Annotated in this window: 13 protein-coding genes and 2 pseudogenes; 12 read left to right on the top strand and 3 right to left on the bottom strand. The window is 73.7% G+C overall.

All coding sequences use genetic code 11. From position 1 onward, the window contains the following. The 9 genes and pseudogenes from OHA91_RS35515 to OHA91_RS35555 all read left to right on the top strand — a co-directional run bounded on the left by OHA91_RS35515 (position 1) and on the right by OHA91_RS35555 (position 15408). Positions 1-864, top strand: coding sequence for a heavy metal-binding domain-containing protein (locus OHA91_RS35515; protein ID WP_266505299.1), 864 nt, complete (start codon positions 1-3; stop codon positions 862-864). Then, positions 857-1249 (top strand): hypothetical protein, encoded by a 393-nt coding sequence (locus tag OHA91_RS35520; RefSeq protein WP_328740726.1) that lies wholly within the window; start codon positions 857-859, stop codon positions 1247-1249. The genes OHA91_RS35515 and OHA91_RS35520 overlap by 8 nt, the downstream gene beginning before the upstream one ends. Next, positions 1224-1823: pseudogene (locus OHA91_RS35525) on the top strand (GNAT family N-acetyltransferase). The gene OHA91_RS35520 and the pseudogene OHA91_RS35525 overlap by 26 nt, the downstream one beginning before the upstream one ends. Before the next feature lie 445 nt (positions 1824-2268). Continuing rightward, positions 2269-3579, top strand: coding sequence for an MFS transporter (locus OHA91_RS35530; protein ID WP_328740727.1), 1311 nt, complete (start codon positions 2269-2271; stop codon positions 3577-3579). An 83-nt stretch (positions 3580-3662) separates the two neighbouring features. Beyond that, positions 3663-5006: a condensation domain-containing protein gene (locus tag OHA91_RS35535; RefSeq protein WP_328740728.1), complete on the top strand. Its 1344-nt coding sequence runs from the start codon at positions 3663-3665 to the stop codon at positions 5004-5006. A gap of 414 nt (positions 5007-5420) precedes the next feature. Then, positions 5421-8648: a non-ribosomal peptide synthetase gene (locus OHA91_RS35540; RefSeq protein WP_328740729.1), complete on the top strand. Its 3228-nt coding sequence runs from the start codon at positions 5421-5423 to the stop codon at positions 8646-8648. Continuing rightward, positions 8648-10579, top strand: coding sequence for a non-ribosomal peptide synthetase (locus OHA91_RS35545; protein ID WP_031157625.1), 1932 nt, complete (start codon positions 8648-8650; stop codon positions 10577-10579). Before OHA91_RS35540 ends, OHA91_RS35545 begins: the two co-directional genes overlap by 1 nt. 1 nt (position 10580) lies before the next feature. Then, positions 10581-12437 (top strand): non-ribosomal peptide synthetase, encoded by a 1857-nt coding sequence (locus tag OHA91_RS35550; RefSeq protein ID WP_328740731.1) that lies wholly within the window; start codon positions 10581-10583, stop codon positions 12435-12437. Beyond that, positions 12427-15408 (top strand): condensation domain-containing protein, encoded by a 2982-nt coding sequence (locus OHA91_RS35555; RefSeq protein WP_328740732.1) that lies wholly within the window; start codon positions 12427-12429, stop codon positions 15406-15408. Before OHA91_RS35550 ends, OHA91_RS35555 begins: the two co-directional genes overlap by 11 nt. Positions 15409-15495: 87 nt before the next feature. Here the strand turns inward: OHA91_RS35555 and rph are convergent, their stop codons facing one another. Then, complete coding sequence (gene rph, locus OHA91_RS35560) at positions 15496-18099, bottom strand: rifamycin-inactivating phosphotransferase (protein WP_328741208.1); 2604 nt, start codon at positions 18097-18099, stop codon at positions 15496-15498. A 390-nt stretch (positions 18100-18489) separates the two neighbouring features. Between rph and OHA91_RS35565 the strand changes: the two are divergent. Together OHA91_RS35565 and OHA91_RS35570 are read left to right on the top strand one after the other, a co-directional pair. Continuing rightward, positions 18490-18933 (top strand): annotated as a pseudogene (locus OHA91_RS35565) (TetR-like C-terminal domain-containing protein); the annotation flags it as partial. 436 nt (positions 18934-19369) lie between these two features. Then, entirely contained in the window at positions 19370-19651 is a 282-nt protein-coding gene (locus tag OHA91_RS35570; protein WP_031157631.1) for a hypothetical protein, read from the top strand. Positions 19652-19790: 139 nt separating this feature from the next. Here the strand turns inward: OHA91_RS35570 and OHA91_RS35575 are convergent, their stop codons facing one another. Then, positions 19791-20036: a DUF6332 family protein gene (locus OHA91_RS35575; protein WP_031157632.1), complete on the bottom strand. Its 246-nt coding sequence runs from the start codon at positions 20034-20036 to the stop codon at positions 19791-19793. Positions 20037-20171: 135 nt separating this feature from the next. Here OHA91_RS35575 and OHA91_RS35580 point away from each other — a divergent pair, with 135 nt between their 5' ends. Continuing rightward, a complete protein-coding gene (locus OHA91_RS35580) occupies positions 20172-21413 on the top strand; it encodes an NAD(P)/FAD-dependent oxidoreductase (RefSeq protein ID WP_328740733.1) in 1242 nt (413 codons plus the stop codon). Between the two features lie 30 nt (positions 21414-21443). Here the strand turns inward: OHA91_RS35580 and OHA91_RS35585 are convergent, their stop codons facing one another. Further along, complete coding sequence (locus OHA91_RS35585) at positions 21444-23054, bottom strand: serine/threonine-protein kinase (RefSeq protein WP_328740734.1); 1611 nt, start codon at positions 23052-23054, stop codon at positions 21444-21446. Positions 23055-23219: the final 165 nt, after the last annotated feature.

The following is a 23219-nucleotide window of genomic DNA, read 5'->3' on the forward strand; positions in this document are numbered from 1 at the left end:
ATGACCGAACGAACGGGGCCGGACGCGATCGGGCAAGCCGCGCAGCCGGCAGCACGGGACGCGGCCGAGGACGCCATGCGCCGGCTCGCGCGACTCCAGCCGGGGGAGAAGGGCTCGCTCTTCACCTCGGACCTGACGGTGAACGAGTTCCTGCTGGTGCGCGAGGCCGGCTTCCGCCCGCTCGGCCTGGTCCTCGGCTCCTCCGTCTACCACGTCGGCCTCCAGCTCGGCCGGTGGTCGAAGAACCAGGAACTGACCAAGCTGTCCCAGGCCATGTACCAGGCACGCGAGCTCGCGATGAGCCGGATGGAGGCCGAGGCGAGCGCCCTGGGGGCGGACGGGATCGTGGGCGTGCGGTTGGACATCGAGTTCAAGGAGTTCGGGTCGGACATCGCGGAGTTCATCGCGGTCGGCACGGCCGTGAAGGCGGACGGTGCGGACCCGGGACCGGCCGGGACGTGGCTCAACAACAAGGGCAGGCCCTTCACCTCCGACCTGTCCGGCCAGGAGTTCTGGACGCTGATCCGGGCGGGCTACGCGCCGCTGGACCTGGTCATGGGGTCGTGCGTCTACCACGTGGCACACCAGCGCTTCACGCAGGTACTGAGCAACGCGGGTCGCAACGTCGAGATCGAGCCGTTCACCCAGGCGCTCTACGACGCACGCGAACTGGCCATGAGCCGCATGCGGGCGGAAGGCGAGGCCCTGGAGGCCGAGGGCATCGTGGCCGTGCAGCTCAAGCAGCACACGCACGGCTGGGGAGGCCACACCACCGAGTTCTTCGCCATCGGGACGGCGGTGCGCCCGCTGCGCGACGACCACGTCATCGACCGGCCGACCGTGGTGGTGGGCCTCGATGGCTGAGACGGACGTGGAACTGCTGGCAGCGGCGTTGCGGCGGGACAGCGCGGACCTGAACCTGTACGCGCAGGTGCTGTCGGCGAACCTGGCGGACTCGCTGCCGACCGGCGCCGTGCGGGTCCGGCGCAGGCGTTCCCTCGCGGAACGGGTCGCCGGGCACGGGGGTTCCGTCGTGGAGCTGGACGTCGCGCTCGGGGAGCAGAGGCTCGCGCTGCGGCTGGATCGCGGGCGGGTGGTCGGGGAGGTCCTGCACGAGGTCCGGGGCATCGTGCTCTCCCGGCGCGAAGTGGAACTGGACGAGTGGGTCGACGCCCTGGCCCGGTCCCTGGCGGAGGCCGCGGCCTCGAATGCCCGCGCCCGCGATGCCCTGGAGCGCTTCCTGGCCTGAGCGCCGTCCCGTACGGGTCCGTACCCCCCGGTCGACCCCCGCCGCGGACTCCGCCGTGCTGCACTCCCGGGTCGTCGAGGAGCGCGCACAGTTCTGGGGCATGAACGGCGCCAGCCGGGAACTGGTCCAGGAGATCTACGAGGACGTGGACCGCCGCGACACGCACCACGCGTACATGGTCCGGCTGGACGGCGAGCCCGTGGCGCTCTTTCAGACATACGAACCCACCGAGGACCGGGTCAGCTACTGCTACTAGGTGCGGGAGGGCGACATCGGCGTCCACCTGATGCTGGCCCCGGCGGCGGGCCGGCCCCGGCCCGGATTCAGCAGGACCCTGATCGGGTCGCTCACCCGGTTCGCCTTCCGCGACCCGGCCGTGCTGCGCGCGGTGGCCGAGCCCGACGCCTCCAACGCCAAGGCGCTCGCCCTCCTGAACCGGCTCGGCTTCGTCCGGCACATCGAGATCACCCTCCCGGAGATCGACCTGCCCGAGGTGTGCCTCCCGGAGAAGCGGGCCGTGCTCGCGTTCCTCGACCGCCCGGCCGCACTCCCGCCGGCCGCCACCCACGCCTGACCGCCCGGCGCGGCGTCCTGCCGCGCCCTACCGGACGGGTCGCCCGGCCTGCCCGGCACGCCCGTAGGGGGCGTCACGGCACGTCGGGCGCCAACTCCCCCTATTTCAGGCGGCATCCATAACGGACGGAATGTGTGCCTCCGCGGGCGCGCGGCCACGGATGAGCCTTTTCGGTCAGGGTGGAGCCGGTTACTCAGGGTAAGTGTGGTCACCCGCCATCTCGCCGTGTCCCCTGTCCCCCCTTGCCCCGTCCGCCGCGCGCCGTGTGCGGAAACGACAGGAATTCACGCTGCCTTACCCCGAGTAGTGCGAAAAATTTCCCGATCAATGTCCGAGGATCCGCAAAACAAGTCCGAAAGTGACAGGTTTACTTTGACTCTTGATCGATGGATCCGTGAATGTCGTTCACATGTCCGACACATCCGGAGCTGCCAGCGGTGGCCCCATGCGCTTGCGCGACTTCCGACTGTTGCTCGCCGGAGCCGCCACGGGACAGTTCGGTGCCCAGGTGACGCTGGTGGCGCTGCCCCTCGTGGCCGTTCTCGCACTCGACGCCCCCGCCTTCCAGGTGGGCCTCCTGACCGCCGCCGAGACCGCCGCCTTCCTGCTCGTCGGGCTGCCCGCCGGGGCGCTCACCGACCGGATGCGCAAACGGCCCCTGATGATCCGCGCCGACCTGGTGCGCGCAGCGGCCATGGCGAGCATCCCCGCCGCCGCGCTCGGCGGCGTCCTGACCATGGCCCAGCTGTACGTCGTCGCGCTCGTGACCGGCGTGGCGACCGTGTTCTTCGACGTCGCCCATCAGAGCTACCTGCCGCAGATCCTGCCCCGTGACCAGCTCGTGGCCGGCAACGGCGCGCTGGAGACGGTCCGTTCCACCGCCCACGTGACCGGCCCCGGCATCGGCGGCGGCCTGGTCCAGCTCGTCGGCGCGCAGTTCGCGGTCATCGTCGACGCCATCGGCTACGTGCTCTCCGCCCTGTTCCTCCTCCGCATCGACAAGACCGAGGAAGCACCCGAGCGCACCGCCGGGGGCTCCCTGCGCAAGGAGATCGGCGAGGGCGTCCGCTTCATCTTCGGCCACCCGCTGCTCCGGGTCATCGCCTTCACCACCGGCCTCGCCAACTTCTGCACGGCCGTCCTCATGGCGACGCAGACCGTACACCTCGTCCGCGTCGTCGGCCTGGAGGCCGGCGGACTCGGCCTGGTGCTGTCCGCGTCGGCCGTGGGAGGCCTCCTCGGCGCCCTGGCCGCCGGACGCATCGCCGCCCGGCTGGGGCAGGCCCGGGTCATCCTCCTGTCCCTCCTCGTGACCGGCCCGTTCGCACTGCTGTGGCCCCTGTCCGGGCACGGCGTCGCCGGGGCGGTCCTCTTCGCCGCCGGGTCGGCGGTCGTCTCCTTCGGCGCCGTCGTCTACAACGTCGCCCAGGTCAGCTTCCGCCAAGGCATGTGCCCGCCACGCCTGCTCGGCCGGATGAACGCCACCCTGCGCTTCCTCATGTGGGGCACCCTGCCGCTCGGCGCGCTCCTCGGTGGAGCCCTCGCCCAGTCGTACGGGTCGCGCACGGCGCTCGCCTGGTGCGCCGTCGGCATCCTCGCCGTACCCCTGCCGCTGCTGCTCTCCCCGCTGCGCCGGATGCGGGACCTGCCCGCTCCCCAGGACGAGGACGGCGCCGATGCCGCCGTCCACGGGACACCCCGGGACGCGGCCTCCGCCGAAAGCGACGAACGGCAGGCACCCACGCCCGCCGGCTGACCACCGCACCACGGCGCCCGGGGGAGCGCCGCCACAGCCGCCGCACCGTTCCGCGCGACCGCGGCCACGACGAAGAGGACCACGTGCTCAGCATCACCAGTCAGTACCTGACCCGTTACCGGCGTCTCGCCGGCGACCGGTCCGACACCCTCCTCCCGGTCACCGGGGCACAGCGCCGCTTCGTGCTGGTGCGTGCGCTGGACCCGACGGGACGCCCCGACCTGGTGCCGATGTTCTTCGCGTTCCCGTCCGGAACCATCGACCCCGAACGCCTGCATGCCGCCGCGCGCAGGCTCGCCGCCCGCCACACCGCCCTGCGCTCCCGCCCCACCGTGGTCCGCGGCACCCCCGTCCTGAGCGTCGCCGCCGATCCGGACGTCGGCGTGACCCGGCCGGCGGCCCCCGAACCGGGGGAGTCGCCCGCCGACGCGCTCCGTCGCGCCCTGGCCTCCTGGGATGCGCAGGGGCCCTCCCTGCGCCTCTTCCTCGTACCCGACGAGGAGCGCGAGGAGGACGTCCTCGCCGTCGTCCTGGACCACGCCGTCTGCGACGGCCGCTCGCTGGCGCGGATCGTCGACGAACTCGGCGCCGCCTACGCCGAGGAGGCCGCCGGATCGCTCCCCGCACCGGGGGAGGCACAGGCCGAACTCGACGCCTACCGGGACGCGGTCCTCGGCCAACTCGCCGCCGAGGAGAAGGCGGAGACGCCCGAAGCGGCCGCCTACTGGGCCGACCGGCTGCGCACGCTGCACACCCACGCCCCGCCGCCCCGTCCGGCACGCGTACCCCGGGGCGCGAACCCCAGCGGCGCCGCGCAGGCCCGGCTGGCCGCGCACGACGGCGGCGTGTCCTTCCCCGGACTGCTCGACGCCTGCCGCTCCGCCGCCCGCGAGCTGTACGGCCCCGACCGCGCGGTCCCGCTCGGCTACCCGTGGGGCGGCCGCCCCGCGGGAGCGGAGCCGGTCGTCGGCTGCTTCCTCAACACCCTCGTCTTCCCGGTCGACACCGGCCCCGGCCCCGGCCCCGGCCCCGGCCCCGGCCCCGGCCCCGGCCAGGGCCCCGGCCCCGGCTCGGAAGCGACGGCCGACGCCTGGTGGGACGACCTCGACCGGGCCGACGTGCCCTTCGACGCGGTCGTGGCCGCCGTACGGTCCGCCGGCTCGGGCTGGACCGGAGGCCTCGACGGCCTGCTCACCGTGGACGACGACACGCGCCGCCCGCCGCTCGTTCTGGACGGTGTCGAGGGACGGGAGGTCCACGTCGACGGCAGGCCGGTCCGCGGTCCCTTCGCCGTCTCCGTCACCCAAGGAGCCGAGATCCGGCTGCGGATGGTGTGGGACCGGGCGGTACTCGACGACGAGACCGCGCACCGGGCGTTCGACGCGCTCACCCAGGCACTGCGCCCCTCGGACCACGCGGTGCAGTGAACCCGTGCACCGGGCGGCCCACCCCGCCGCCCGAACGCCCGTCGCCGCCGAACGATCGATAAGGGCGAACGAGCGCCGCAGCGGCACGAACGACGCGCATGCGCCCGCTCCCGCCCACCCGATCCGACCGCCGCGACGCAGACGCCCCGGGCACCCCCGGCCGGCGCCCCGCCCCACCGCGGCCGCCGCGCGGCACCGGCATCGCCGGCGCCCGCGCGCGCCGGTGCGGCCGCCCGCCGGCCCGCAGCGCCCGTCACCGGGCGCGTCCCCCGCCGCCGCGCACCCCGAGCCTCCCCCCACGGCAATCCCCCCACGCAGAAAACGGCATCGCGCGACCCGCGAAGCCGCCCGCACGACGGCCGGACACGACCGTGACCGGCACCGGAGACCGACCCACAACCTCAGGGATCGCCCATGCTTCCCCTCTCCTCCTCGCAGGAGATCGTCTGGCTGCACGAGCAGATGCAGCCCGGCAGTCGCGCCTACAACTTCACCGCATCACTCGACCTGTGGGGCACGCTCGACACCGAGGCCCTGCACAAGGGGCTCGCCGCCACCCTGGCGCGCCACCCCGGCCTGCGCCTCGAACTCGTCGCCTCCACCGGCTCCGTACCGGCCCAGCAGGTCGCGCCGCAGTGCGCGCCGAGGCTGCACACGACCGACCTCAGCACGGAGGAGGACCCCGAGGCGGCCTTCGCCCGCCTCCTGCGCACCGAGGCCGAGACACCGCTCGACACCTTCGAGGCCCCGCTGATCCGCTGGACCCTCGTCCGGCTGGCCGAGCGCCACCACCGGCTGGTCCACGTCGAGCACCACCTGATCCACGACGGGCACTCCTTCGCGATCCTGCTCGACGACGTCTTCCGCGTCTACCGCGCCCACGTCCTCGGCGAGACCCTGGAGCTCCCGTCCGCATCCTCGTACGCGGACCACGTCCGGGACCGCGCCGGAGCCGGGTACGCCCCCGAGTCGCTCGACTTCTGGCGGGCCGAACTGCTCGACCAGCAGCACGACATGCCGCTGCCGGGCCTGACCCGCCCCGGTGCCCGCCGCAGGCACCACGGCGGACAGCTGCGCCAGACCATCGGCGCCGACCTCGCCGAACGCCTGCGCGGGCACGCCCGTACCCGCGGCCTCACCCCCTTCGCCACGCTCCTCGGGCTGTTCGCCGAGCTCCTGCGCCGGCACAGCGGCCGCTCCCGGATGGTCATCGGCACCGCCGTCGGCAACCGCCCCCTCGGATACGAGGACGCCGTGGGCATGTTCGTGAACACCATCCCGCTGTCGCTCTCCCTGGACGGCGCCGTCCCCGCCCAGGACACCATGGACGAGGTCACCGACACCCTCATCCGGGCCCTGCCGCACCAGGACGTGCCCGTCCAGGAGCTGACCCGGGCCCTCGGCATGCACACCTCCGGCGCCGACAACCCGCTCTTCTCCGTGATGTTCAGCGCCCACGACGCACCGCTGCCCGAGATCGACGTACCCGGCCTCGACATCACCCTCTTCGAGGGCTTCAACACCGGCACCACCCGTTTCGACCTCGACGTGGTCCTGCTCCCGGACGACCGCCGCGGTGTCACCACGCGCCACGGCGCGCCCGGCATGACGCTGGTGTGGGACTACGACATGGACCTCTTCGGCGAAGACGTCGCCCGTCTCGTCTCCGGCCGTTTCCTGAACCTGCTGCGCGCCTATCTCGACAACCCCGAGACGCCGCTGGCCGACCTGGACCCGACCGCCGTCGAGCCGGCCGCCGAGGCCCCGGCCGTCCCGGCCGACCGCGATCCGCTGGACCCCGTGGCCGCGCACCACCCGTCGCTGCCCGCCCTGCTGTGCGGTGCCCGCCGCCTCACCTACGGCGAACTCGACGCACGCGTCGGCTCGCTCGCCGAGCGGCTGAAGACCGCCGGTGTGACCCCCGGCCGCCCCGTGGCCGCGGTCCTGCCCAGGGGCACCGACTCGGTCGTCGCCCTGCTCGCCTGCCTGCGGACCGGCGCCGTCTACTGCCCGCTGTCCCCGTCCGACCCGCCGGCCCGCCTCGGCCTGCTGCTGGAACGGCTCGCGCCGGCGCTCGTCCTCACCGGTGACGGCACCCCCGACCTGCCGGAAGTACTGCCGACCGGCCGGATCGACGCCCCGGTACTCCCGCCCGCGCACGGAACCGCCGAACTACCCGGTACCGCGTACGTCATCCACACCTCCGGCTCCACCGGTACGCCCAAGCCGGTCGCCGTCGGCCACGCGGCGCTGGTGCACCATCTGACGGCCACCGCCGACCGGTTCGGCCTCACCACCTCCGACCGGGTCCTGATGTTCGCCCAGCCGTCCTTCGACGTGGCTCTGGAAGAGGTGCTGCCGACCCTGCACGCCGGCGCGTGCCTGGTCCTGCCCGAGTACGAGGTGCCCACGGGCGGCGAGCTCACCGAACTGCTCGCATCGGCCCGGGTGACCGTCGCCAACCTGCCCACCAGCTACTTCCTCGCCACCCGCGAGGACCTGCGCCCCGCGCTGCGCGACGGGAGCTGGACGCCCAGGCTCCTGGTCCTCGGCGGCGAGCGCCTTCCCGCGGAGGCGCTGCGCGGCGTCCTCGCCGACACCGAAGCCACCGTCCTCAACGTGTACGGGGTCACGGAGGCGGCCATCAGCTCGACCGTCCACGAGATCTCCCGCGACGCCCTCGCCGAAGGCGCCGAGATCCCCCTGGGCACCGAGCTCCCGGGCGAGCGGGTCCACGTACTGGACGCCCACCACCGCCCGCTGCCGTCCGGCGCGGTCGGCGAACTCGCCGTCGCGGGACCCGGTCTCGCCGAGGGCTACGCGGGCAACGCGGACGCGACGGCAGCCCGGTTCGTCACCGTCGACGCACTCGACGGGCAGCGCGTCTACCTCACCGGCGACCTCGGCTACCGCGGCCTGGACGGACTGCTGTACTTCCTCGGGCGGCGCGACAACCAGGTCAAGCTCCGCGGTCACCGCATCGAGCTGGAGGAGATCGAGGCGGCCGCGTCCGCGGTGCTGGGCGGCCGCTCCTGCGCCGTCGTACTGGACCGGGAGGGCTCGGGCGGGCCCCGGCTCGTCGGCTTCCTCGAGGACGGAGCCGGTGGAGCCGACGGCTCCGACTTCGACGAGAAGGCGCTGCACGCCGAGCTGAGCCGCCGCCTGCCGGGCCCCCTCGTGCCGGCCCGGTGGACGCGGCTCGACCGCATGCCGACCCTCGCCGGCGGCAAGCCCGACCGTACGGCCCTGTCCCGCCGAGCGTCGGCGCTCGACCCCGACGACACCGTGACGCCCGAGTCCGGAACCGCCGGCGAGCCCGAGTCGACGGCGACGGCGACGGCGCCGGCGCCGGCCACGGCCACGGCGACGGCCACGGCCACGGCCACGGCCACCTCCGCTTCCGACGACCCGATGACGGCTCTGCTCACCGAAGGCTGGCGCAAGGTCCTCGGCCACAGCCGCTTCGACGCCCGCTCCCACTTCTTCCACAGCGGGGGCCACTCCCTGCTGGCCGCCGAGCTGGCCGCCTGGCTGGAGCCCCGGCTGGGCACGCGCCCGCCGCTGAAGGTGCTCTTCCGCAACCCAGTGCTCGCCGACCAGGCCGCCGCCCTCGCCACCACCGCCCTTTCCACGGAGTCGTGATGATCCAGTCCCCGACCGCAGTCGCCCTTCCCACCACGCCCCAGGACACCGGCCTCGACACCGAGCTGAGCATCGCCCAGGGCCCCGCCGCCGAACCGAGCAGCGTGTTCGCCCGCTTCGAGGAGTGGGCCCGGCGCGCCCCGCAGGCCCCGGCCGTGATCGACTCCACCCGCACCTGGACGTACCAGGACCTCGACGCGGCCGCCTCGCAGGTCGCGGCCGCCCTGGGCGACCGCGTCCGGCCCGGTGACCTCGTCGGCGTCTGTCTCGACCGTTCCGCCGCCCTCGTCGTGACCGCCGTGGCCCTCGCCCGGATCGGCGCCGTCTACCTGCCGCTCGGCCCCCGTCCGGGAGAACGCCGCACCCAGGCCGTCACCGAGGACCTCGACGTCGCCTGCCTCATCGGCGACCCCGCTGTGCTGCCCGCGGACCACCGCGGCGGGCAGCACACCCCGCTGCCGCTGCCCACCGACGGCGTCAATGCCCCCGCCACCGCCGTTGCGGCCTTCGCCGACGCCGTCCGCGGCACCCGGCGCGCTCCCGAAGGCGCCCTGTACGCCGTCCTCACCTCCGGTTCCACCGGCCGCCCCAAGGCGGTGGCCGTGGCCGAGGCCTCGCTGTCCGTCGCCCTGGACTGGTACCGGGCCGAGACCGGCCTCGCACCGGGCGACCGCCAGTCCCTGCTGATCGGTGTCGCGTTCGACCCGCACCTGCTGGAACTGTGGGCCGCCCTGACCTCGGGAGCCGCCCTCGTCCCGGCCCCGGACGACACCCGCTGGGACAGCCGCGTCCTCACCGACTGGTGGCGTGACAGCGGCCTCACCCACGCCGTGGCGGCCACCCCAACCGTCGAACCGCTCCTGGACCGGCCCTGGCCGCAAGGCCTGGAGCTGCGTCACCTCGTCGTCGGCGGCGACCGCATGCGCCGCCGCCCCGGCACCGACGTCACCGCCACCGTCCACAACGCCTACGGCCCCGCCGAAGCCACCGTCCTCGCCACCGCCCACACCATGCGCGGCACCGACCCGGAAGCCGGCGACCGGACCCCGCCCCCCATCGGCACCGCCCTGCCGGGCGTCACCCTCGTCGTCACGGACGACGAGGGCCGCCCGCTCGCCCGCGGGCAGGAGGGCGAACTGCGCGTCGGCGGCCACTGCCTGGCGCTGGGCTACCTCGACCCCGAACTCACCGCCCGCCGATTCACCCCGCCCCCGCGCGAGCCGGCGCTGCCCGCGATCGACCGCCTCTACCGCACCGGCGACCGCGTACGGATGAACGCCGACGGCAGCCTGGACTTCCTCGGCCGCCTCGACGACCAGGTGAAGATCAGCGGAGTGCGGATCGAACCGGTCGAGGTGGAAGCCGCCTTCGAGCAGGACGTCCGCGTGCGCACCGCCGTCGTCACCGTGCTGCGCGACAGCTCCGGCCACGGCCGCCTCGTCGCCCACGTACGTCCCGCCGACGGCGCCGCCCCGGCGCCCGGGGAACTCCTCGACGCGGTCCGGTCCTGGCTCCCCGAGCAGGCCGTCCCCACCGCCGTCCGGATCGTCGACGGCTTCCCGCTCGACGCCAACGGCAAGGTGGACCGACCCGCCCTGGCCGCCCTCGCGGCCGAGGCCTCGGCCGCCGCGACGCCCCGGACCGACGCGGCGGAGGCCCCGGCCGATGCCGACGCCGACGACACCGCCACCGCCACCGAGCTGCTCGTACTGACGACCGTGCGCGACCTCCTCGGCCGGCCCGGCACCGGCCTCGGCGACCACTTCACCGACGCCGGCGGCACCTCCATCATCGCCGCCCGGCTGCTGGCCGCCCTCGAACGCGAGACCGGAGTGCGCCTGCGCGCCCCCGAGCTGCTGCGCAGCACCGACCTGCGCGCCTTCGCCGCCCTCATCGACCACCGCCGGACCCCGCGCCCGGAAGGAGCCTGACATGACGAAGCCCGACATGACCCCGGCAACCCCGCATCCGGCAACCCCGCATCCGGCGACCGCGCTGCCGGCGACCGCGCTGCCGGCACTCGTCGCGCGGCACGCCGCGCTCACCCCCGACGCCCTCGCCGTCGTGGACGGCGACACCACCCTCACCTACGGCCGCCTCCTCCAGGCCGGCCACGCCCTCGCCGCACGCCTACGCGACCACGGAGTGGCCCGCGGCGACCGATTGGCGCTGCTGACGACGCGTTCCCACCGCACGGTCGTGGCCCAGCTCGGGCTCTGGCTGGCCGGAGCCGTGTGCGTACCCCTCGACCCGGCCCAGCCCCGGCCGCGCACGGAGGCGATGATCGCCGACGCGGAGGTGACGCTCACCGTCGGCGATGCGAAGCTGCTGGACGCGGCCGCCTTCCCCGGCCCCGTCCTGGCCCTGCCCGAGGAGCCGCTCGCGAGCGGCCGACCCGTCGACGGGTCCGACCCGGACGGCCCGGCGTTCATCATGTTCACCTCCGGCTCGACCGGCCGCCCCAAGGGCGTCCTCGTCCCGCACCGGGCCATCGCCGAGCTGGTCACCGCGCCCGACTACGTCACGCTCACCGGCCGAGACCGCGTCCTGTTCCACTCGCCCATGACCTTCGACGCCTCGACGTTCGAAGTCTGGGTCGCGCTCGCCAACGGCGCCGCGGTCGTCGTCTGCACCGAGCAGCGGCCCACCCTGGAGGACCTCGCCCGGCACGTCGAACGGCACGGCGTGACGGTGGCGTTCTTCACCACGGCCCTCTTCCACCAGCTCGCCGCGCGCCGCTCCCGCGTCTTCGCCCAGCTCCGCTCGGTCGTCGTGGGCGGCGAGGCGATGGCGGCCGCTCAGGCCCGCGAAGTGCTCACCGCCTTCCCCTGGCTGGAGCTCGTCAACGGCTACGGGCCCACCGAGACGACCACCTTCGCGACCGCCCACCGGGTCACCGCCCAGGACTGCGAGGGGCGGATACCTATCGGCCGGCCCATCTGCGGGGCCACGGCACACGTCCTGGACGCCGCAGGCCACCCGGTGGCCGACGGCGAACGCGGTGAACTGTGGATCGGCGGCAGCAGGCTCGCCCACGGATACACCGGCCTGCCCGAACTCACCGCCGAGAAGTTCGTCGGGCACGCCTCCGCGGGCGGTCGGCTCTACCGCACGGGCGACATCGCCTCCCTCCGCCCCGACGGCATCCTCCAGTTCCACGGCCGCAACGACGACCAGGTGAAGGTCCGCGGCTTCCGCATCGAACCCGCCGAGGTCGAACACGCCCTCCGCGAGCAGCCGGACGTGGACGACGCCGCCGTCACCGTCGACGGCGCCGGCACCTCCGAGGCGCGCCTCGTCGCGTTCGTCGTCGCCGCGCCCGGCCCCGTGCCCGCCGGCACGGCGCTGCGCGAGCGGCTCACCGCCGTCCTGCCCGCCCACCTGGTTCCCGACGCCGTCACCGTGCTGGAGCGGCTGCCCCTCACCCCGGCCGGCAAGGTCGACCGGCGCGCCCTCACCGCACGCGCGCACACCGCCGAGAGCGGGCCCGCCGACGAGCCGGCGGCACCGATGACACCGCTGGAGCAGGCCGTCGCCGACGTGTGGGGCCAGGCCCTGGGCCTCGAGGTCACCAGCGCCGACGCCGAGTTCCTCCTCCTCGGCGGCCATTCCCTGCTCGCCCTCGTCGTCACCGAGGACCTGCGCGAGGAACTCGGCGTGGAGATCCCCCTCGCCGACTTCTTCGCCGCCCCGACCGTCGCCGCACAGGCCGCGCTGGTCGAACGCGCCCTCCTGGCCGCACACCGAGACCTCCACCCCGAGACACCGGAGCACAGCGATGCCCACTGACGCCGACCCCGCGGCCCGCGACCGGCAGCAACTCCAGCGGGAACTGCTGCGCCGCGCCCGCGCCGGAACGGCCCGGCGCACCACGGCCGAGCCCACCGCCGCCGACGCCGCTGCCGGCGCCGCGGGCGCGGGCCGGGACGGCCACCTCCCGCAGGCCGCAGCGGTCCCCCTCTCACGCGCCCAGCGCCGCATGTGGCTGATGGAGCGGCTCGGCGGCGCGGGCGACTCGTACCACGTACCGTTCGCCACCCGTGTGCGCGGACCGTTCGACGTGGCCGCGTTCGCCACCGCCCTCACCTCACTGGTGGCCCGGCACGCCATCCTGCGCACCCGCTACGCGGAGCACGAGGGCGAGCCCCACCAGGAGGTGCTCCCGACGCCGCACACGGTCCCCGTCCACGTCGTCGACACCGACGCGGCGCACGCCGCTGCGCTGCTGCGGCGCGAGACGGCCCGGCCGTTCGACCTCGCGGCAGGCGAGGCCGTGCGGGCGCTGGTCCTGCGCCATGGCCCGCAGGACCACACCCTGCTGCTGACGTTCCACCACATCGCCATGGACGGAGCCTCGCTGGAGACCGTGGCGGGCGAACTCGCGGTCCTCTACACGGCGGCCACCGACGGAACGAGCCCGCACTCGCTCGCGGCAGCCCCGCAGTACGCCGACCACGCGCGCCGCGAACACGACGACCTGCCCGGCTTCGAGACGGAACTGAAGCACTGGGGCGACCTGTTGGCCGATGCCGCCCCACCGCGCCTTCCCCGGCCGGCGCGGGCGGAGCCGCACGCGGCCGGGCGTCCCGCGGCCGCGCGCAGCGTGCCCCTCGCGCCCACCGTCCCCGAGGCCCTGCGGGCGCTGGGCGCACAGCGGCAGGCCACGCTCTTCGCGGTGTCCCTCACCGCGGCCTTCGCCGCACTGCACCGCCTCACCGGCGACGACGACCTCGTCATCGGCGTGGCCGGCACCCACCGCAGCGGAACCGCCATGCGCGGCCTCGTCGGCCTGTGCGTCAACACCCTGCCCGTACGCGTGGACGTCTCCGGCGCCCCGTCCTTCGCCCAACTGCTGCGACGCGTGAACGACGCGCTCCTCGGAGCCCAGCGCCACCGGCACATCCCCTTCGACCTGGTCCTCGAACGCCTCGGCGGCGGGGCACGCGGCGCCGACGGCACCGCGCTGGTCCGCGTCACCTCGGACGTCCTCGGCGAGCCGACGGTCCTCCGACTGCCGGGCACGTCGGCCGAGTACGTCGACGTACCCTCCGACGGCGCGAAGTTCACCCTGTCGTACGGCCTGGGGCTGGGCGACGCCGATCGGCCCGAGGCCCTCGTCCAGTACGACGCGAACGCCCTGGACGACACCGTGGCCGAGGCGGCCGTGCGGGACTTCGCGGCCCTCCTCCACGCGCTGGCGGCGGACCCGGAGCTCGCCCTGGGCGAGCTTCCCCTTCCCGACGGCGAGGGCGCCTCGCACGGCGATCCGGACCCCGGCGCCCGGGACGACGCCGCCCCTGAAGGCGACGGGCACCCGGCCGCGCAGGCCCTGCGCGCCCACCCGAAGGTCGCCGACGCCGTGGTGGTCCGGCCCGCGCAGGGGCCGCCCGTGGCCTACGCCGTCCTCCACGACAGCACGGGCCCGTCCGGTCACGAACTGCTGGGCCTGCTGCGCCGGTCGCTCGCCCCCGAGGCCGTACCCGCGGCGGTCACGCTCCTCGACGCGCTGCCGCGCACGGCCGCCGGGCCGCTCGACCCCGCACGGCTGCCCGGGCTGTCCGCGCCGAGCGCCCCGACCGGCCCCCGGGCCGAATCCGTCACGGAGACCTTCACCGCCGTACTCGGTGTCCGGCCGTCACCGGACGACGACTTCTTCGCCCTCGGCGGCCATTCCCTCAAGGCCGTTCAGCTCGCCGAACGGCTGCGTACGGACCTCGGGCTGCCGCTCACGGGCCTCGACGTACTCCAGGCCCGCACCCCCCGGGCGCTGACCGCCCTCCTCGACGAACGGGCGGCACGGCAGAGCGCCGCGAAGGCAGCGAGCAGGCCTGCCCCCCGCTCCCGGGACATCCGCCCTGGCACGGTGCTGGTCACCGGAGCGACGGGCGGCGTGGGCGCGTACGTCGTACGGGAACTCGCCGCCCAGGGGCGCCCCGTGCTGGCGCTGGCCCGGCCCGAGTCCGCCCATCTGATCGCCACCGAGGGCGTCGACGTCATCGAGGGCGACCTCTGCGACCTCGCCGGACTGCGGGACGCCGTCGCACAGGCCGACGCGGTCGTCCACGCCGCCTGCACCTTCACCCGGCACGACGTGGACCTCGCGGCGATGGAGGCGATGGTCGACGCCTGGCGGCGCGGACCGTTCGTCTTCGTCAGCAGCGTCGACGCCTACGGGCACCCCGGCACGGACCGGGTCGCCGAGGAGGCGCCGCCCCACGAGCCGGTCAGCCCGTACGGGCAGGCCAAGCTCGACTGCGAGGCCATGGTGCTGCGCGCCGCGGGGACCGAGGGACGCGGGGGCGCGAGCGCCGTGCGGTCACCGATCGTCTGGGGCGCGCACGACCGGCTGCGCGAGCAGCTGCGCTGGGGCGCCATCGGGACCCTGTACCAGTCCGCCCGCCAGGGCCGGCCGATCGAACTGCCGCGTCCCGGCACCGGCGGACACGACTGGTACGGAGCCGCCTGGGTGCACGCGGCCGCCCTGGCACGGGCGGTGACCGAGTGCCTGGACCGGCCCGTGCACGGAGTCGCCAACGCGTGCAGCGGCCACGTCTCGTGGCGTGACCTCGCCCAGGACCTCACGGAACTGCTCGGCACCCGGCCGGCCTTCCACGAGAGCGGAACCGTCCCCCGCGACCTGGACCACCGCTGGCACTACGACAGCGCCCGCCTGGCCCGCCCTCTCCGCCCCCGGCCGGGAGAGGACCGCCGGACGGTACTGGCAGAGATGATCGGCCCCATGGCAGCGGGCAACGCCTGACACCCCTGCCGCACCCGGAGCCCCGTACGAGGCTCCGGGCGCGGCAGGGTCGCCTCCCGTCCCCGGCGCGGTCGCGGGGTGGCGCGGTCAGGGCAGGATCTCGACGTACCCGTCGGTGCCGTGCACCCGGATCCGCTGCCCGTCCCGGATCGTCCGGGTGGCGTGCTCCACGCCCACGACGGCCGGCAGCCCGTATTCACGGGCGATCACCGCACCATGGGTCATCAGGCCGCCCACCTCCGTCACCAGACCCGCGACCCCGAGGAACAGCGGCGACCAGCTGGGGTCCGTGAAGGCCGTCACCAGGATGTCGCCCGCTTCGAGGTCGGCCTCCGACAGGTCCAGGATGACGCGGGCCCTTCCCTCGACGGTCCCGGCGGAGACCGGTACGCCGACCAGGGCGCCGGCCGGGACGTCGTCGCGCCGGTACGCCCCGGAGAGGGCCTCGCCGTCCGAGGTGAGCACGCGGGGCGGTGTGAGCGCGTGGTACGCCGCGAACGCCTCCTTGCGCCGCCGGATCAGCTCCGGGTCCGCCGGCCGCCGGTCGCGCACGACGTCGTGGAACTCCTGGAAGGTGAGGTAGAAGACGTCCTCCGCCTCGGCGACCGCACCCGCGCGCACGAGGCGCCCCGCCTCCTCCAGCAGGGCCCGCTTGTAGACGAAGTAGCGGCTGATGATGCCGTACTTGGGATACTCCCGGTACCCGATGAAGGTCCGGACCCGGTCGATCATCCGCTTGGTCTCGTCGGCCTTGCGGTCCCCGTCCGGCAGGTCCCGCAAGCGCGACAGCACGTCCTGTTCCTTCTCCCGCGCCTTCTGCCTGCCCTGCTCGAACCGCCGCCGGGCGGCGCCCGGTTCGAAGTTCCGCACGTTGTCGAGGAGTACGGGCACCAGCGTTGCGGGGCGCTCGCGCCAGCGCGGCCGGGTGATGTCGATCTCGCCGACGCAGCGCATGCCGTACCGGTCGAGGTAGGCCTCGATGGCGTCGCGCGCCTCGGACCCGCCCGGAAGCTTCGCCAGCTCGTCCAGGAAGCCGTCGTCCTCGACGCCCTGCAGGAACGCCACCACCTCCGTGTGGGGGCGGATCACGTCCGCGACGTCGAGCAGCGCCAGGCCCATCTCCGAGGTGATGTTGTCGGGGGCGGACAGCGTGAGCGTGTCGGCGGCGTTCTTCTCGCCCAGCCACTCCTGCAGCTTCTCGCCCAGCCACCACGTGGCATCCATCCCCGCCATGACCGCCTGCATGCTCAGCCGATCACCGAGCACCCGCTTGTGCTCCTCGAAGGCCTCCAGAAGGAAGTCGAAGAGCGCCGGTCCGGACTTCGTCCGGATGTCGCGCTCCAGCGCGGCGATCGACTCCCGGCTGCGCTCGATCAGGTCGGTGACGATACCCGGATCGGTCTCGATCGGGGCGGGCGCCGCACCACCGGCCGGTGGCACGACGGGAGCGGGGTCCGGGAGCGACGGGACGAAGCCGTCGCGGTCGAGGACCGTCTCCAGAGCATCCCTCACCAGCGGATCCGCCTTCCCGAGGGCCTCCAGGAGACCGGCGCGGCTCGCGGGCGAGGCCAGGCGCGGGGTGACATCGACGAACAGCCTGCCGCCGGCCTCGTGCATCGGCACCATGGCGGTCAACTGCCACATCGAGAACCCCAGCGGCCTCATGGGGTCGGTCATCATCTGCCCATGGCCGACGGAGACGTAGACGTGGTTGTCCCGGTCACCGGTTTCGGGAACGGGGAACAGCGTCGTGATCGGCCTGCTCTGAACGATCTGGAAGCCGTCGTCGACCAGACACCACTCGATGTCCTGCGGGCAGCCGAAGTGCGCTTCGATGCGCCGCCCGAGCTGCACGAGCCGTACGGCCTGCGCATCCGTCAGCGCAGGCTGCTCCTGCCGCCCCGCCTCGACCGACACCTCCTGCGTACCGCCGTCCGGCAGGGCGTGCACGGCAAGCCGCTTGGCGGCGATGGCCCTGGCCACGACCTCCCCGTCCCGCACCGTGAACACGTCCGGGTTCACCAGCCCGGAGACCAGGGCCTCACCGAGGCCGAAGCCGGCGTCCACGGTGGCGGTCTTCCGGTCGCCCGTGACCGGGTGGGCCGTGAACAGGATGCCGGACGCGTGCGAGAAGGCCATCCGCTGCACGACCACGGCCATGTGGACCGCGTGGTGGTCGATGCCGTTCCGCCCGCGGTACGTCACGGCCCGTTCGGTGAACAGCGAGGCCCAGCACCGGCTGACGTGCCGCAGGACCGCCGCAGGACCCACGACGTTGAGGTAGGTGTCCTGCTGGCCGGCGAAGGAGGCCGTCGGCAGGTCCTCCGCCGTCGCGCTGGACCGGACGGCGTAGGCAGCCTGTTCGCCGTGTCGGGCGAGCGCCCCGGTGATCGCCGCCGCGAGATCGTCCGGGACGGAGACGGCCTCGATGGTGTTTCGGATCCGAGCGCTGAGGGTGCGGACCGCCTCCCGGTCGTCCGGGTCCACCCGTGACAACCGGCCGAGCAGGGCATCCAGCGACGGAGCCCCCGCCATGGCCCGCCGGAAGGCTTCCGTGGTCACGCAGAAGCCGGGCGGCACCCGGACGCCTTCGATCCGTGACAGCCCGCCCAGGTGTGCCCCCTTGCCGCCGACGACCGAGACCTGCGTCTCGTCGGCCTCCTGGAGATCCAACACGTACGGCTCTTGCACTGCGGCCCCCTCGACGTGCATGTACTCGTCCCGCTCATCCCGCACTTGCAATCCCCGTTTCCGCAGGTTGTGGCTTCGATCGGCGATTCTGCTCCATGCCCGGGGCCTTGCGGCAAGCCCCCCGGCGCGCTATAAGTTGAGAGTGGCAAGGAGAGCGTTCTCCTTGCCTTCGTCGTTTCCGGTGGAGACGGTGGAGGTCGGCCAGGGGGTGCGCGAGCGGACGGCTGGCGTGGGCCGCGCCCGCGGCGCCGGCGAACTGGGCCCGGACCGGCAGCAGATGCCCGATCAGCATGGCCGCGGCGCTCGTGTCGCGCTCGCGTGCGTCCGGCGCCTTGCCGCGCGCAGCCGCCCCCGGCCGCCGGCGTTCGACGCCCGCATGCGCAGGTGATGCGTGCGATCGCCGACACCCTCCGCGCGGCCTCCGCCGCCGGCGCGGACCTGGCCGGGCTGGCGCACGCCCTGCGCGACTGGGCCCTGGCGGACCCCCAGCGGTACTTCCTGATCTACGGCACTCCCGTCCCCGGACACCGCGCCCCCGAGGACACCACCGCCATCTCCGCCGAGATCATGACCACTCTGCTCGACGCCTGCGCGACCTCGGCCCCCACCGGTGGCGGGACCGCGTTGGCCGCCCATCTGGCGGAGCATCGCGGCTGGGCGGGCGGCCATACCGCCCAGCCTCCGGCCCTCCACCGCTTCCTGGCCTTCTGGACCCGCCTGCACGGCGCCCTGTCCCTGGAACTCGCCGCCCACCTCGCCGCGATGGGCTTCGACCCCGCGATGCTCTTCGCCGCCGAACTCGACGGCCTCTGCGACGGCCGGTCACATCGCTGACCTGGGGCGGCCGGTGGAGCGGTGTGCGTCGCCGTGGCCGCGCTCCGCCGTTCACGCCCAGAACTGACCCTCGTACCATCGCCCTCCCGGGCGAACCGGGCGGACTATTCGCGCGGCATAGGTAGAGGGGCGTGTTTCGGCCGAGTTCACCCGGATCGAATCTGCCGTGAATGAACAGGAATGCAAGACTCCTGCTATTGAATGATCATATCTCGGATGCGTTGAGCATCATGCGCCTCACGGGTTCGCCGGTCCTTCCCCCGTCACGCGGCCGAAGAGAGTCCACCCGGGACAAAAGTAGGCGGCATTGCGTCCTTACGCCTGCCTGCCGGATATTTCCATCCTTTTTTCTGCCATTTCTGCAAGATCTCTCTCTAGCCTCTTGATTGCGCCGGAGTAGTGGCTTCCGGCGAAACCTATCTCCTCGGAGGAAAAGATGAAGGGATCCCTGCGCGCCCGCATCGCGAGCGTGGCCGTCGGTGCTCTGGCCCTCGGCGGCTTCGCCGTCGTCTCGGCCCCGGCCGCCCAGGCCGCGCCGAGCGACTGCACCACCTACCTCGCCGCCTTCGGCTTCTCCAGCACCGACATCAACCTCGCCTGCACGATCGGCGGCTCCGGCCTGCCGGCCGACTCGGCGCTGTGTCGGCTGCTCCTCACGAGCGTCTCGGCGGTCCCGCCGGCGCTGGCACAGACGGCGTGCTCGCTCGCCAAGGTGTGACCCGCGACTGACCTGAGCTGAACAGTCGCAATCCCGGCGCTCCGGGAAGACGCCCGAAACGTCTTCCCGGAGCGTCTTTTGATGCTCCCCCTCGCGGGGTCCTCTGTGCAACCTTCCTGCGGCCGCGTCTCACACTGCATTACGGTTGTCTGTTGCCGTGCTGCCAGAGGACGTGGATGACGCGGATTACCGCGAGAACTCCGGCAATCGCAGCCCCGGCGACCACGAGGAACTTCTCGACCGCCGCGGGCAGGTGCCAGACCGCGGCCGGTCCGGCGATCGTCGCGAACACGACGGCGCCGAGGAACAACGCGCTCAGCAGCGCATATCCGATCTCAACCGTCATCTCGTCCCGGTCGGCCTGGCTCCGTCGCCTCGTCGTCATGGTTCAAGGATCGCACCTGGGTCCGGACGGGCGGCGGTCGGGCCGCAGGGCGGTGTCGCATCCGTGTCCGGGTGATACGCGGAACACAGTGAAGGAGCGGCACGCGCCGCACCGACATGTGAGAGAGGTGGTCGTATGTCCCGAGCCCTGGACGCGACGGACGTGCTGGTCGTCGGGGCCGGAGTCGCCGGGCTGGCGTGCGCCCGGGATCTGCTGGCGGCCGGCGTGAGCGTACGGGTGGTGGAGGCGGGCGACGCGGTCGGCGGCCGCATGCGTTCGGACCGGATCGGGGGCTACGTCGTGGATCGGGGGTTCCAGGTGTTCAACACCGCCTACCCCCAGGTCCGGCGCAGGTTCGACCTGAAGGAGCTCCGACTGCGGCCCTTCACACCGGGCTTCCTCGTCCACACCCCGACCGGCAGGCTCAACTTCAGCGATCCCACCCGCCGGCCGCGCACGCTTCCCGAACTGCTTTCGGGCCGTCTCGCCGGCCCGCGTGACCTGGCCGCCCTCGGCCTGCTGTCCGCCCGTGACATGCTGCTGCCCCCCGGCCGGCTCAAACGACGCCCGGACACCACCGCCCGCACCGCGTTCGCCGACGCGGGGATCTCCGAAGCGTTCGTCGAGAGGTTCTTCCGCCCCTTCGTGTCGGGGGTCTTCCTGGAGGACGAACTGGAGACTTCCGCCCGGGTGTTCCACCTGGTGTGGCGGAGCATGCTGCGCGGAACCATCTGCCTGCCGACCGAGGGCATCGGGGTGGTCCCACGGGCCCTCGCGGCCGGCCTGCCCGAGGGCGCCGTACGGCTGGAGACTCCGGCGGCAGGGCTCACGGACGACGGCGTGCTCACCACCGGGGGACAGGAGATCCCGGCGCGCGCCGTCGTGGTCGCCACCGGCCCCGGGGCGGTTCCGGTACTGCTGCCCGAGGTGTCCCTGCCCGACTACCGGATCGTGACGACGTACTACCACGTCGCTCCGCGGTCCCCCCTCGGCGAGCCCACGCTGCTCGTGGACACCCGCCGCCGCTTCCTCAACACCTGTGTCCTCAGCGACGTCGTGCCCTCCTACGCCCCGCCCGGCCGCACGCTCGTCGCCACATCGGTCCTCGGCCGGGACGGGCAGGGCCGTGAACGCGAGCTCCGGGCCGCGCTCGGCGAGGCGTACGGAACCGGTACGGACGACTGGGACCTCCTCACCGTCCGCACCATCGAGGACGCACTGCCCGCCATGCCCCCGCCGCAGCCGCTGACCCGCACCACGCGGGTGGCCCCGGGCCGGTACGTGTGCGGCGACCACCGCGCCACCGCCTCCGTCCAGGGCGCGTTGGCCTCCGGCGCGCGGGCCGCCCGCGAAGTGCTCCGCGACCTGCGCCGCTGAGAGGAGGCCAGGGCGGGGCGGGGGCAGGGGTCAGCCGGTGCAGGTGATGGAGAAGGGGACGGGGTTGGAGAGGGTGCGCGTGGGGCTCTGGAGTTCCACGGCCATCCCCGTGGTCAGGTTGCCCGTCTTGGCGTAGGTCGTCAGGCGTATGGTGTCGCGTCCGGTGGGGTTGGCCTTGTCGCCGATCGACATGGTGCGCCACTGGGGATCCACCACCGAGCCGTCGCCGGACACCCAGCGGTAGGAGATCAGCGTCGGCTCGGGCGCGGTGAACGTGGCGGTGAACGCGGGAGCCCGGCCCTCGGGGGTCGGGCAGCCGCCGCTGTAGGTCGTGTTCGTGCCCGTCACCGACACCCGTACGCCCGAACCGGTCGCGGTGTCACCGCCGTCGTCGCCGTCGCCGCTGAGCGCGTAGGCGAGTCCGGCGGCGGCCAGCAGGCAGGCGGCCGCGCCGGCGGCGACGAGCGCAGCCGCCCGGCGCCCGCGCGTGCCGGAAGCCGCCGGGGACTCGGCGGGCGGCTCGGGCGAGGGCTCCGTCGAGGTGGTGGCGGTCTCTTCGGGCACGTGGGTCGCGGCCGTGACGGTCCCCGTCGGCGTCCCCGCGGTCGTTTCAGCGGTCGTCTCGGCAGTCGTCTCGGTAGTCGTCTCCACGGTCGCCGCGGTGGCCGTCCGCGCGGTGGCCGGGAGGACGCGGGAGGCGGTAGTGGTGGCATCCGGCTCGTGCGCGATGTCCCGCAGGGATGCGGCGACCTCGGCGGCGGGAGTCCGCTCCCCCGGCTCCTTGCGGAGCAGCCCGGCGATCACCGGGGCGAGCGGGCCGGCCCGGGTCGGCGCCGGCGGTTCGTCGTCCACCACGGCCCGCAGGGTGCTCAGGGCGGTGTCCTGCCGGAACGGGGAGATCCCCTCCACTGCCGCGTACAGCATCACGCCGAGGGACCACAGGTCCGACTCGGGGCCCGAGGGGCGGCCCAGCGCCCGCTCCGGCGGCAGGTACTCGGGTGAGCCGACCACCTCGCCGGTCATGGTCAGGGCGGTGCTGCCTTCGACCGTCGCGATGCCGAAGTCGCTGAGCACCACCCGCCCGTCCTCGGCGAGCAGGACGTTCGCGGGCTTCACGTCCCGATGCTCCACCCCGACGGCGTGCGCGGCGCGCAGCGCGCTCAGCACCTCCGCGCCGATGTGCGCGGCGTGCCGCGGGGTGAGCGGTCCCTCGGAGCGCAGCAGATCGGCCAGCGACTGACCGCGGATCAGTTCCATTACGATCCAGGGCCGCTCGTCCTCCATGACCACGTCGTGAACCGTGACCACGTTGCGGTCGGGTATTCGGGCCGCCGCCCACGCCTCCCGCTCCAGCCGGCTGTACATCCGCGCGATGTCACCGGCCCGCAGACCGGCCGGGGCCCGTACCTCCTTGACGGCGACCTCCCGGTGCAGGGTCTCGTCGCGGGCCCGCCACACGGTGCCCATGCCGCCTTCGCCGAGCCGGGACAGCAATCGGTAGCGGTTCGCGATCAGTACGTCCCCGCCCGCCGCCGTACCCGCTGTCGTCACCGCGGTGGTGGTGGCGGTACCCGTGCCGGTCACCGCCGTGGTGGCCGCGAGTGCGGTCTCCGTCAGGGTCTCGGATTCTTCGTTGTGCATGGGGGCGGTTCTCCCTCGTATCGCCGGCCGACGCGAACATCACGTACGGACCCGGATCCCGGTTCAGCGGTGCTCAAAAAATTCTCGAAATTGGTTGAACCGAACACGTTCTCGGGGGCGTGTTGACGGCGTACGAGGAATCAGCGGCAACGTTCACAAGGGGTG

This window comes from Streptomyces erythrochromogenes, from assembly GCF_036170895.1.
GTDB classification, from domain to species: domain Bacteria; phylum Actinomycetota; class Actinomycetes; order Streptomycetales; family Streptomycetaceae; genus Streptomyces; species Streptomyces erythrochromogenes.